This is a genomic window from uncultured Bacteroides sp. (assembly GCF_910586915.1).
Classification (GTDB): domain Bacteria; phylum Bacteroidota; class Bacteroidia; order Bacteroidales; family Bacteroidaceae; genus Bacteroides.
The window spans coordinates 20,528-33,825 of record NZ_CAJULN010000030.1 but is presented as its reverse complement, the minus strand read 5'-3'; the positions used below and the strand labels follow the sequence as shown (position 1 = coordinate 33,825).

Annotated in this window: 9 protein-coding genes; 7 read left to right on the top strand and 2 right to left on the bottom strand. The window is 50.2% G+C overall.

The features are described 5' to 3' along the window. Nucleotides 1-430 precede the first annotated feature (430 nt). From QZ331_RS10710 to QZ331_RS10700, 3 genes are read left to right on the top strand one after another with little or no spacing between them, the layout of a single operon-like run. The gene (locus tag QZ331_RS10710; RefSeq protein WP_294630098.1) at nucleotides 431-1,015 is read left to right on the top strand and encodes a DUF3575 domain-containing protein; all 585 of its coding nucleotides are present in this window, start codon (nucleotides 431-433) and stop codon (nucleotides 1,013-1,015) included. A gap of 33 nt (nucleotides 1,016-1,048) precedes the next feature. Continuing rightward, nucleotides 1,049-2,497 carry a DUF3868 domain-containing protein gene (locus QZ331_RS10705; RefSeq protein ID WP_294630096.1) on the top strand — a complete coding sequence of 483 codons (1,449 nt, stop codon included), beginning with the start codon at nucleotides 1,049-1,051 and terminating at the stop codon, nucleotides 2,495-2,497. A 46-nt stretch (nucleotides 2,498-2,543) separates the two neighbouring features. After that, nucleotides 2,544-4,499 carry a fimbria major subunit gene (locus tag QZ331_RS10700; RefSeq protein WP_294630094.1) on the top strand — a complete coding sequence of 652 codons (1,956 nt, stop codon included), beginning with the start codon at nucleotides 2,544-2,546 and terminating at the stop codon, nucleotides 4,497-4,499. Between the two features lie 6 nt (nucleotides 4,500-4,505). Here the strand turns inward: QZ331_RS10700 and QZ331_RS10695 are convergent, their stop codons facing one another. Beyond that, entirely contained in the window at nucleotides 4,506-4,781 is a 276-nt protein-coding gene (locus tag QZ331_RS10695) for a hypothetical protein (RefSeq protein ID WP_294630092.1), read from the bottom strand. 35 nt (nucleotides 4,782-4,816) lie between these two features. Between QZ331_RS10695 and QZ331_RS10690 the strand changes: the two genes are divergently transcribed. From QZ331_RS10690 to QZ331_RS10675, 4 genes are read left to right on the top strand one after another with little or no spacing between them, the layout of a single operon-like run. Continuing rightward, nucleotides 4,817-5,884, top strand: coding sequence for a FimB/Mfa2 family fimbrial subunit (locus QZ331_RS10690; RefSeq protein ID WP_294630090.1), 1,068 nt, complete (start codon nucleotides 4,817-4,819; stop codon nucleotides 5,882-5,884). Nucleotides 5,885-5,897: 13 nt separating this feature from the next. Then, nucleotides 5,898-7,253 carry a hypothetical protein gene (locus tag QZ331_RS10685; protein ID WP_294630088.1) on the top strand — a complete coding sequence of 452 codons (1,356 nt, stop codon included), beginning with the start codon at nucleotides 5,898-5,900 and terminating at the stop codon, nucleotides 7,251-7,253. Between the two features lie 24 nt (nucleotides 7,254-7,277). Beyond that, nucleotides 7,278-8,996 (top strand): fimbrial protein, encoded by a 1,719-nt coding sequence (locus tag QZ331_RS10680; protein ID WP_294630086.1) that lies wholly within the window; start codon nucleotides 7,278-7,280, stop codon nucleotides 8,994-8,996. Nucleotides 8,997-9,047: 51 nt separating this feature from the next. Continuing rightward, nucleotides 9,048-10,652, top strand: a complete 1,605-nt coding sequence (locus QZ331_RS10675; RefSeq protein WP_294630084.1) for a hypothetical protein — start codon at nucleotides 9,048-9,050, stop codon at nucleotides 10,650-10,652. Between the two features lie 131 nt (nucleotides 10,653-10,783). On the opposite strand, the gene QZ331_RS10670 is transcribed toward QZ331_RS10675, so the two are convergent. Beyond that, nucleotides 10,784-13,219 (bottom strand): TlpA disulfide reductase family protein, encoded by a 2,436-nt coding sequence (locus tag QZ331_RS10670; RefSeq protein WP_294630082.1) that lies wholly within the window; start codon nucleotides 13,217-13,219, stop codon nucleotides 10,784-10,786. Between the last annotated feature and the right edge of the window lie 79 nt (nucleotides 13,220-13,298).

The window sequence follows — 13,298 nt, the reverse complement described above, 5'->3', positions numbered from 1 at the left end:
CCCGAAAAGAATATTTGGAGAGTATTTTTACATTGGGTCTTTCTCTTGGTAAGAGGAGGAGTAACGACGATGTATCTCTTGGTAAGAGAAAGTTTACTTGCCACAAATATATACAAAATATGAAGAGTAACAACTAAAAACAAGAATTAATTTGTTTTTATCTTTCGCTTTTAACACAAAAGCGGCTTTTTATATTATAACGCCTATAAAATTGGTTCATTTTCATTTGTTTATAAGCATTTCTGTACCCCGCTCTTTCTCTTACCAAGAGAAGTATTGAAAAATTGGTAAAACGACAGCCTAAAATCGAATACGAAATAGCCTGAAATCGAATACGAGACTGCCCGAATGTACCTCATTGTAATTTAAAGCATTGATAGTAACATACTATTCAAGAGTGAATAACCCCAATAATAATGTAAAGTAAGATATGAAACGTAAGATTTTATTTCTGATGATAGCCTTGTCTGTTTCTATGCATTCCGGGCTGAATGCACAAGAAGTAGCGATAAAAACAAACCTGCTTTCCGATGCCTTCCTCAACGCGAACATTGGAGTGGAAGTATCCGTCGCCCCCCGTTGGTCGGTCGACCTCAGTGGCGACTTCAACGCCTGGAATCTCTCGCACGGACGCCGTTGGAAACACTGGCTGGTGCAGCCCGAAGCCCGCTATTGGTTTTGTGAAGCACTTGGAGGACACTTTCTTGGCGCCCATGCATTTGCCGGCCAGTACAACATCGGACACCTCGACACCGACTTCAAACTCTTTGGCACCGATTTCGCCAACTTCAAGACCCACCGCTACCAGGGGTGGATAGGCGGTCTCGGACTGGCCTACGGATATAGCTGGCTGCTGGGAAAACACTGGAACCTCGAAGCCGAAATCGGCCTGGGATGGGCGCACACCCGCTTCGACCGCTTTGAGTGCGTCGGCTGCGGACGCCGCGTGGGCAAAGGACATCACAACTACGTAGGCCCCACGAAAGCAGCCGTCAACCTCGTATATGTCTTCTGATTTTATTAACAAGCTAATACAAGTAATACCGATATGAAATTACAAAAAATAGGGATGGCCCTCCTCGTTGCCGTGCTGGCGGTAGAGATGGCAACTGCCGGCACATCCGCCGCAAACCCGGCAGCCGGCACACTTCCGGAACAAGGCACGTGTGTGAAAAACCTTAAAGTGGAGCGTTCGGAAAACAACCTTTTCGTATCCATGCTGTTCGACCTCTCCGAACTTACGCTCAAGTCCAACCGCGAGATAACCTACCTGCCCGTACTCACTTGCGGCGACCGACACCTCGAACTTCCGCCCGTCGTCGTGGCAGGACGCAACCGCTATATCCAAAACCTCCGCCACGGCAACCTTTCGGCCGACGCACGTCTGTGCCGTCCGGGCAAGGTGGTCGACTATTCGGCCATTGTGCCCTACGAACAGTGGATGGAGACCGCCACGTTGACGCTCGTCGCAGACGAGTGCGGCTGCGGATTCAATCCCGTTTCGTCCGACCGTAAAAACCTCGCCGTGCTCGACTTCGCACCCAAAGTATTCAAGCCTGCCTACGCCTTTGTCACTCCCGTTGCCGAACTGGTAAAGACGCGCGAAGCACGCGGTTCCGCCTACATCGACTTCCCCGTCAACCGTACCGAAATCCGCCCCGACTACCGCCGCAACCCCGAAGAGCTGCAAAAGATACGCCACACCATCGACCTCCTGCGCAGTGATGCCGACACACGCATCGTCTCCGTCACTATCGAAGGCTTCGCTTCGCCCGAAGGCCCTTACGCCAACAACGAACGTTTGGCGAAGGGACGCACCGAAGCACTGCTCGGCTACGTTCGCGGGCTTTATACGTTCGACGCCTCCCTTATGAAATCCTCTTGGGTGGCCGAAAACTGGGCAGGGTTGCGCCGTTATGTCGAGTCTTGGGACATCGCCCACAAAGCGGACATCCTCTCCATCCTCGACATGGACAACCTCGCGCCCGATGCCCGCGAGTGGAAACTCAAGTCCTCCTATCCGGAGCAATACCGCTTCTTGTTGGAAAACGTCTATCCAGGTCTCCGCCGTTCGGACTATACTGTGGAATACGTTGTGCGTTCTTATACGAACGTAGAAGAAATCAAGGCGGTGATGAAGAGTGCGCCGCAGAAGTTGAGCCTTCATGAAATGAACGTGGTGGCGCAAAGCCTCGAACCCGGCTCCGACGAATATTGTGAAGTGTTTGAAGTGGCGGTGCGTATGTATCCCGACGACCCCGTTGCCAATCTCAATGCTGCCAACATCGCCCTCAGCCGCGACGAACTGGAGCGTGCGGCAAGTTATCTCACCAAAGCGGGCAATGTCCCCAAAGCAACCTACGCCCGTGGTATCTATGCCGCCAAGAAGGGCAACTATGCCGAAGCTCTCCGCCTGTTTGACGAAGCATCGAAGGCAGGAGTGAGCCAGGCGAAGGAAGCCGCAGCCCAACTGCACGAATTGGGCTTGGCGGAATAAAGAAAGAACTATTTTTTACATAACCATTTTTAAATTCATTATTAGTATGAAGAAAAGTAATTTATTATTCAGTGCAGTCATGGCGCTGGCAATGGGTTCGCTGGCAAGCTGTGCTTCCGACGACTTGGTGACTGATATCCAGGGTCAGGAAATAGTAGACCATGACCAGGAGCGTTATTTGAACGTTTCGATTGTAAGTCCGGGAGCGGGAACGCGTGCCATTACAGGGGACTTTGAGACAGGAATAGGCGACGAAAATAAAGTTTCTAAGATGACTTTTGTATTCTATGATGCTGCCGGTAAGCCGACAGGACAGGTGCATAGAATGGGAGGAGCAGATTTTACACCTGACAACAGACCCAGTGTAAACAGCATACACACCTCTACCATTCCTGTAGAATTGAGTCAGGGTGATAATTTGCCTGCTTATGTAATATGTTTCATCAATGCGATTGATGATTCGGATTTGGCAGTTAAGTCACTTGATGAGATTGAAGAAGTAAAACGCCGTTCGGTTCGTACCACGGAAGGTTATTTCCCTATGAGTAACTCTGTTTATTATGGAACCAATACTATTACAAACGAGGCAAATGCTCGTATGGTGGCTACTCCTATAAAAACAGAATGGTTGTACAAATCGGAGGAAGAGGCAAAAGCCAATGATGCCAAAACTATCGATATTTATGTTGAACGGTATGCTGCACGAATCAATCTTACCCTTGCCCCTAATGCTATTCAATCAAATGATGATGTAAACGGTTATGAATTGACATTTGTTCCGGAAGCATGGCGTCCGAATGCAATCGACCAGGAACTTTATGCTGTTAAAAGATACGGAATCATAGAAGACAGAGTAGGTACTCTGAACTATAGACCCGGATATAGTGCCATTGCAAATAATTTTGGCGGTGGTGACAGTTGGTGGAATGATCCTGAAAATCGTCGTAGCTATTGGGGATGTTCGCCTTCTTATTTTGATGCAAAATATCCGAAAGTTTCTGATGATATTACTGATGAGGTAGCAGATAATGCCCACACTGCTGATTATCCTTTTGATTTGCATTATTTCAATTACGATCAGATTATAAAGGGTAATAATGGTAATGATGAGATAAAGTTGCAACCTTCTATCAAATGGAATGCAACTACAGGTTTCAACGAGACATTCTATGCGCGCGAAACTACTACTTTTTATTGGGCATGGCAGAATGCAGCAGATTATAATCCAATGGCTACAATAGCGTCTGCTGTTATTGTCGGAAGATACCAAGTTACTTCTACTAATGGCGGTACTGCATTGCCCGCAGAAACAACATTCTATCTTTATGGCAAGACCGGTGAAAAATGGAATCTTTATTTAGACGAAGCAAATGGTGACACTCCGAGCATTAAGGAGGTAATGGTTAATCATCAGAGTACAGTTCTGGAAAAGGATGGTGATGCGTATATACCTGTAAAAGAGGTTGATATATTTACAGTTGCTCATCCTACTAAAGCGGTTCGCGATGTGAAAGGACAGTCTATTGCAGGCCGTCTTGTGGCTCTTCAACTTGCCAATGTCCCTAACGGATGTTATTTTTATAATACTACTACTAATGCTTATGAACCAATTGATGCCAATAATATCAATTTAGTAAACTCTAATCTTCTTACTGCCGGTTATGCACGCAAGTATGACGGAGGACGTTGCTACTTTAATATTCCTATCGAACATCTTGGTATTTATGGCACTTCTGCTCAGGGTGCAACCGGTACTTATGTAGAAGGAGCTAAAAATGCTGATGGTACATACAATTTTGACAAATGCCCCGCAGGTTCATTCGGTATTGTACGTAACCACGCTTACAATATCAACATTACAGGTATTTCAGGTTTGGCTACAGCTTTGAGCAGCGAAACTCAACCGATTGTTCCTCCGATGGATGAAGTATCTTATTACATTTCAGCTCGTCTGAACATCCTGAACTGGCGTATCGTACCCACTCAAGATGTAGAACTCTAACCATACTTATTCGAGGCTGCCCCTCGGATAACCTATAACACACAGATACGAACGGTAGCGGCAGTCAGCGCGCTTCCGCCTTTCCCGGCCGCTACCGTTCTGTTTTTCTACCACAACAATAGCAATCCACAGAGAGCCGTCAACTCTCTGCCATTCCGCCCCCGACCGCAAGGGCACATCATAATATTGCGGCGAACAACCCCGAAGGCGTGCTTCTGCAAGCAACACCTTCCACCGAAACAGGAAACAACGAGATTGCCACCTGTGGGCAATCCTACGCATATACCGAAAAAATGAATAAAATAAAAAATAACGCTATGAGAATGTTAGAACTACGACGCATCTGGCACACCTGCATGATAGTGGGAATGATTGTCTTGGGAGTCTCCTCGTGCGACTCGGCAATCTACGACGACGAAGGAGACTGCACGGTACACTACCGTGTGAGTTTCCGCTACACGAAAAATATGCTCAGGGCAGACGCCTTCGCCCCGCAAGTGACCCGTGTACATCTGTACGTATTTGACAAGCAAGGACGATTGGTGACACAACAGACCACCGACCGCCAACCCACCACCGACAACAACTTCTTCATGGACATCAATGTCCCCTCCGGCACGTACGACCTGCTCGCCTGGTGCGAAGGCGCTTCGCCTATTGCCGACGCCACATCGTTTGTCATCGGCGGCGGCACATCGCCCGCAGCCATCAGCGACTTAAAAGCCACGCTCCCTTTGCAGGGCACAGCCCCCAGTCAGTATAGCGACCGCGACATCACACGCCTCTACCACGGACTGGCCACCAACGTCGACTTCCCCGACACCTACGGCACGGTCGACATTGCCCCCATCTACCTCACGCGCGACACCAAGCACCTCAGCGTCTTGCTGCAAAACGTAGACGGCTCCGCCATAGAGCGCGACAAGTTCACCTTCGCCATCGAAGCGTCCAACCAGGTGATAGACCATCGCAACAACATCATCTCGTCCACCCCGTTCAGCTACCTTCCGTGGTCGACCGAACTGACTTCCGCCTCCTTCGACCAGAACGACACCGCTCCCGAAGTACGCGCAGGCGAAACTACCCGCGTACAGACCGAAGCCAACGGACTGCTTGCCGAACTCACCACTGGACGCCTTGTTGCCGGACGCCATCCCCGACTGGTGGTGCGCAACAGCGAAGGCGAAGACGTGATACGCATCGACCTTATCCGCTACCTCCTTTTGGTGAAAAGCAAATACGAGGGAACCAATTCCGACCAGGACTATCTCGACTGCTACGACGACCACACCATGATGTTTTTTATCGAAAACGGCACATGGGCGAAAGCCAAAATATACATCAACAACTGGCGCGTCGTTCCGCCGCAAGACACCGAACTCTAAACCGACGATAATCATGAAGCATCGATTTGCCATACATACCCATACGCTTGTCCGACTGCTTGCCGCATTGCCGGTGCTGCTGTTGTTTGTCGCAAGTTGCGTCAACGACTACGACAACTGCCCCGCACCCCAACGCGACGCCGACCCGGTGAAGCTGAGCTTCACCATCGTCACCCGCACGTCGATGGAAACCACGCGTCAGACCCGTGCCGCCGACACCAACGCCGATGGCGACATTCTCGGCACCGCCCCCGAAAACTACCTCAACCTTGCCGGAGGCGACATCCGCTTCCTGCTTTTCGACGGGGAACAACGTCTGTTGCGCGAGTTCACCCCCGACGCCGACATCACCGTGGCAGAAGGAAACACCAACTATGTGAGCTACACCGTGCGCGCTACCATTGTCGAACCCTATTTCGCCCAGGTTGCCGAGCGTGCCCTTTCTTTCTACATCATGGTCATCGCCAACGGCAATTCCCACAAACTGAACGCCTTTGCCCTCGCTCCGGGCGTCACCACCATCAAAGACATTGCCGACCAATGCACCGCTTTCACCCTGCCCGTCGGCACCCCCTCCGCAGGCCCCTCCACCGTCGACACCGGCTGGACTCCTTCGCAACCCGGACAAGCCGACGGCGAGTACATCCCTATGGCGGGACTCCAGCAGTTCACGCTCCCAAAGGGAGCCTTCGACGGCAACGGCGCGGAAGGCTTTGTCGAACTCTCGCCCGAAGGCAGCGGAAAGGACATCAATATGCTGCGCGCGCTTGCCAAGATTGAGGTGATAGACCGTATTGACATCACCGGCAATGTTGCCGACGCTCCCGAAGGCCGTCCGTCGGTGCAGAAAGTGGAACTGCTGGGTTATTGCGCTACCGGCACCATCCTGCCCGCCTATGTGCAATGGAACCGCAACGATGTGCTCGAAACGCAACAGGTAGTAGCCCCCACAATGGCCGCATCGCTTGCGTATCGCGCCCCGGCGGACGATTATACCGCCACCGTTGCCAATTCGCAGATTGATTTCCACTCCGACGCCGCCGCTACCGATGGCCGGGCAGACGGATGCCAGGTATTTTCAGTATATACCACCGAATATTCGCAGGCAGCCATTCCCGGTACAGCCGTGCGTCCCTATGTGCGCATCACCCTCAGCCTGCCTAATGAGGACGGCACAGCCACCACTACCAAACTCTATCAATTGAAACTGGCTGAATATAACGGCGGAACCGCCGGCGCAAACATCGCCGCCCTCCTCCGCAATCATATCTATCGGTATGAAATCACCACCGTGCGCAATGAACTGGAGATAAAATATACACTTTGCCCGATGGGAGAAGAAGAGGTGGATATTCCTCCATTTAATTAATAATCTACTATTTTAGAACGGACAATGAAACAACTGATACATCTATCTAAGAAAACGGTCATCCTGCTGTTCACGCTGGCTGTTGGCGCACTTGCCGCCTGCCAGGATGATGAAATCTGCTCTTCACAGGCAGATGGCGTAGAGGGCGTGCCCACCCTGCTGACGCTTTCGGTCGACCTGAATGAAATGAAAGGAATGTCGCGTGCACCCATGACGGACGAAAACGCCGACAGAGTGAACACGCTATGGGTGGGAATATACAACGTTGCCACCGGAAAGTGTACATACAACCGGCTGTTCCAACGTGACGAACTGACTGCCCCTGGCAATCATGCTGCTGCCCTTCTGCCGAAGATAGAAACCAAATCGGGAAAGAGCTACATCGTCGCCGTTGCCAACGCGGCAGACAACTACGGTATTACCGACAACGCCGAGTTGAAAGCGGAAGCCGGACTGCCCGACACCCGGGGAGGCTCTCTGCAAACGTTACTTGCCAACGCCGACACTTGGGAGAAGTATAAAAGCATCTCTTTCATGCTTACTGACCCCTCAAACATCGACTTCTCCGGAAGCAACAACCTTGCCATGAGCGGTTCATACCACAACAGCAATGCTGTAGACAATCATCCTTCTGCATGGTACGACGATGAAGGCAATCCTGATGCAGTCTACATCGCCGCTAACACCACCACCCTGCCGGGATATATCCACCTGCGCCGCATGATTTCTTATGTAAAATTCAATATCTCCGCCGTACCGAATATCCTGATAGAGCCTGTCAGTTGGAAGGTGTACAACAATCCCATCATTGCCTATTTGCAGGAAAGAAACGAAAATGCTGCCGACGTCTCTGAATATTTCGGCGACAGGGTAGGGTATGAGACGAACCACGGTGAATCCAACCTTTCCTACGACTTCGTTGCCGGCACTGCCAACCAACACTCCTTCGACTTCTACCAGTTTGAAAACAAACAGACCGCCATCGGCTACCAAGACTTGGGCGGTGGTGATTACATCGGTATCAATCCTGCTTCTTTTTCTCCTTATGCCGACCGCGAACGTGAATGGAAAGCCGACGCCGATGGAACCAACACTTCTATTTACAAGAGCCTGAGCGCAAGTGATGCCGACGGTGAAGTGGATACAAAGAACTACGCAACCTATGTCACATTCAGGTTCAAAGTAACCTATTGGGTGAATCCGAACGGTCAGATAGGAACGGAAAAACCTGTCGACCCCGCCACCCCCAATGCAACGCGTCGCGAAGGATATGCCAACTATACCGTACACCTCGGCTATATAGAGGGGGCAACCAATGCGGATAAAGCGCGCGACTTCAACTGCCGCCGTAACATGAAATATACCTATAACGTTACTGTGGAAGGGCTTAATAGCATCATCGTAGAAGCGTTCAACGACGGCGAAAACCAACCTGGCGCCGAAGGCGATGTCACCGACGTGCAGAACACGGGACGCGTTGAACTTGACGCACACTACTCTACATTCAACATCCAACTGAGCTACAGCGAACGGAACAACCTGCAATGGATGATTGAAGCTCCCTACAACAACGTAAGCTACTCTTACTATGCTGCTGACTACCGTCCGGGCGGCACACACGCAGGAGTAAGTTTGGAGGACAACCAGTTCTATAACTGGATTCGTTTCAAACCGACAACTGCCGCAGATGTGCTTCGCCGCTACAACGATGGCGATGGCGAAGAAGCCTGGACGCTGGAATAACTGGCAAATCCGGCTCAATATCACGGTTTAAACCCAAACAATGGAAACGAAGTGACGTATGATGAAACCTCTGAAGAAGGACTATGGTATACGGTATTTGTCAACGAATATGTCTACCACAAAGATGAAAATGGTAACTCTACCTATAAGGAAGATCCGACCCGTGGCGGACAGGTTGAGGGAGGTTGGCGCGCATACGTCAACCAGGCACCCCGCATCGCATGGATTGCCTGCAACAACCGCCAGATATCAACAGACCGCGAAAGCGTCTACCTGAACTCAAAATATATGATATCGCAGAACTCCATCCTTACATACTATTCGGCAGACAGTCCCACCCCCAATGAGACTGCTCTTGGTATGGAACGCGAAAGTGAGACCTTCGGCTTGAACCTTGCCTGGTCGCAGACGGCATGGAATGATTTGGGTACCGCCAATGCGGACAATGGACGTTATAATGTCTGGTATTATCTTACAGAGGGAAGTATTAACAATACATCTTCTACAAATAATCGCGGATGGTCTTCGGTAGCCGAAACTAAGACTGTGCGTATCAATGGAACAAATAAGACCTGTTACGCCCCATTTTCACGCGATGCTATTAATACAGCCCAGTTGCGAGAAGTTGCGGGGACAAAAACCGCGCCTGTGTTCATGCCTGCCAGTATATCGGAAACTTTGTATAATCCAGGAGGCACACGCACCGATTACAACCCGTTCCCCAGCGGAGCAAACTACGAGGTTATAACCGCCTGTATGTCAAGAAATCGTGATGAAAACGGTAATGGACTAATCGATGCTAACGAGATGAAATGGTATGTACCTACCACCGGAAAGTATGCCCGTATCATCTTGGGGCGTGCCGTTATCCCACAGTCGCAGCGTCTTATGAACTTTGACGAGACACCTGTATACGGGTTTAATGGAGATAATACCTCTCCGGATAATAATACAAGATATCATTTTGCTTCGAGCGATAAGAAAGTGGTATGGGCGGAAGAAGGTACTTCTACATCCGACTGGCTGCAAGGAAATTGGGATATGGGAGCCTGGCAGGTACGCTGCGTGCGTAACTTGGGTGTCAATATGGGGCGTGTCATTGCGGAAGACCCTGTGACGCCGGCATATAAATACGAAAATCTTAAGTTTACGTTAGCGTATTATGAGGATGGTTGTAAGCGGGCGCCGCAATCCAACCATTTACTTGCCCACGATGTGCAATCTTCTGACAACCAGCCGGCTTATCAGTTTGAAGTGGCTAATGCAAGATGTAACTCTACCAATACCACCGGTATCAACTCGGCATCAGGCTTGACATTGAACGCAGACGGTGCGTTAAGCGGGTATAACGCTTCCCGTTGGAAGACGGCTTGCGATAATAATTACATCTGTGGCAGGTATTCCCAAGAGGCGGGTGGTAGTGACCGTGGTACTTGGAGAGTTCCCAATCAAAAAGAGCTTGTTATGATGCGTCGTGAAGGACTTTTGGTAGGAGCAGACAATACAAATGCATATTTCTCCTGTACACTGGAGCATTTTAATAAAACGGATGCATCAGAGAAACGTTTCTTCCTCTTTTTCCCAAATCGAGGTACTATCAATCCTCAGGCTACCAGTTATCATGTGAGATGTGTGCGCGATGTCATGAATAATTGATGTAGTTATCTACTATATCTTAACAATCCCGGCAGGGATAAGACTGTGATTTGTGTGTTTAACCAGTCTTATTCCTGCCGGGATTTATTCGTTACGACGCATGAGATGCTTAGTCGGTATGGCAACTCACATCACTTGCTGTCATTCTGAGTTTCCGTACTTCCGAATCGTTTCTCCAAATACTGCTCGATGTTGCAACCGCTCAGTTTTTCTTTGGAAATGCTGCCGTCTTTCTCCACCAGCTCGTAGTGAGGAATACCGTTGAACTGGAAGAGCTGGCGCAGATAGTTGTATTCCGTTCCGCTCACATAGTAGCTTGCTTCGCCTTTCAGATGCTTTTCTACGTATTGCTTGTAGTCGTTTTCCGGAGATTCTTTTTCGCCCGTGATGAAGATAAACTCAAATTCCGGATGATTTTTGTACTTCTTGCGCAGTTCTGCTGTAGCTTCTATTCCGGAACGGCAAGGACCGCAGGTGGTAGCCCAGAAGTCTACGAACAGCACTTTGCCGGTGTGGCGCTTGATGATGTTGCGGAAGATGTCGGTAGCCTTGCCCTCCGGTAGTTGGTAGGATGAAGAAGCATCCGAGGGGAAAGCCTGTTCAAACATCCGTTCGGCCTTTGCCGCAAGGAACGGTTCGGTAAGTTTCTGTTTGAGACCGTCCATATAGCGGCGGGCAACTGCTTTGTCCTTTATTTCGGACAATTGATGCGAGAGACCGCGTACATAGGCTATTTGCCACAACAACGGGTTGGAGGGGAAGCACAACTGGGAGACGATGCTGTCCTTCTTCGCTTCTATTAGTTGCTGCTTAGCTATGTTTTCCTGCGATACTTCTTTTTTGCATAAGTCGACATATTCTTTTATCAATTTTTCTTCTTGCTTGTAAAGAGAAGCCATTTTCTCATGCTCCTCCATAAGTTCCGCACGGGCGATATAGACCGATTGTCCGGCAAGCACTTCGTGTTTTTGTCGGATGGCTTCCTGGGCTGCGTTCAAGGCGACACCTTTCTCTTTCAGAAATGAGAGAAGCGGTTTTTCAGGATAGGTGTATAACAACGTTTTGGCCTCGAATGTCGGATAGGCTTGCCGGAGCGGCTCCATAAATTCAAAGCGGTTGATAAAGATATCCGCCTGTTTGTCGGCAAGGACGATGCTGTCGTTGAGCGGCATCTCTTTCAGGAAGTCGTAGTATGAATCGTCCGATTTTACTTGCAGAGCTTGGTTGGCTGTGTCCCGGCGGGCGTAATAGTCCCTGCTCATTTCAAAGTCGAAGAAGGCGCTTCCTGCTTGCAGTTTTGCTTTGTTCTTAATCAGGCAGACCGCTTTTTGCGAAGGCCGGTAGCGTTGGCACAGCGAGTCGGCTTTCTGCTGCCAGTGTGCGATGAAGGGGCGCATATGCTCCTTATACTGGTTGGGTGTAAGCGTCTTTTGCGAGCGCGATAAGTCCTCGTAGCGGTAGCTGATTACCTGGTTTGCATCAGCTAAAATGTATGAGAGGGAAGCCGACGGCCCCATGTATGTGGTGTTTCGGATGGGGAGGTAATAGTCGCGTGCACGGCTTCGCGCCATCACAGCTTCCCAGTCGATATATATGGTAAGCGTCTGTCCGGGTTCGATGTAGAACGGAATATGGTTGTGGTTGAGCGTTAGCGACTGCTCCATCGGATGCTGGAGAAGGAATTTGCAGGAGAAACTTCCGTCTTTGTCTATCTGCACCACGGTGGGATAATCCTTTCCGGTGATTTCGTCGGACAGGTAAATCATTCCTGTTTCAAAGCCTATGCGGGGGTCGTATCCGTCGATGTAACCTTGCAGACAGGCGGTGTCCGGGCGGAAGAAGCGTTGGAAACCGTTGTCCGGCTCGATGGTGTCGGCGGCGTTTCCGGTGCGGGTGTATGACGATGCGGTGCCCTTATCGGTGCTTATCGTGCAGTTGCCGTTCTTTTGTGGGGTGAGCAGCAGTGTGCAGCGTGTGCCGTTCTGCTTGTCTTTTACGGTCATTTCGATGTGTTTCCCTTTTCGGCGAATGCTTTCGTTGGTATATATCCGGTTGTTCATCAGCGTGATGGAGTCGTAGATACCAAAAGCCCACCGTCCCGAACCGTCGGTGTCGAACCAGTTGCCACGCACGGCAGCGAGTGGGAGAGAGTTCTTTCGCTTCTGCGGCACCAACGAGATGTCGTAGATGTTTCCTTCCGAATCGGTCGGGCTGAGGAAGTGGATGGTCTGTGTCTCCCGGGGCAGCGGCTCGAAGAGGAGCACAAAGTCCTTTTCGCCGGAAGCGGGCATGAATACTTTGGTGTTCAGTTCGATTCCTTCGATACCTGTCTGTCGGTATCTTTTGCCGGTGGCGGCGTCTTCGAGGCAGTTGTCTCCTTCTTCCATAATCCACCAGTGGGGGCGGAAGATGGCGTGTATGTGGACACGCGTATTCTCGGCGGTGCGCTCGATGCGAGTAATGTTGCGGATGCTTCCCGAACGGGCCTTAAAGGGTGGATGGTCAATGGTTTGTGCGCCGAGCAGGCTCGATAGCATGAGCAGCAGGCAGAGCAGGGTTGTTCTCATAATAAGTTGGTTTTAAGATAAACGTTTTTTTATGGCTTACTGCGCAAAGAAAGTAAATTATTCACGGGCTTGTATGCTT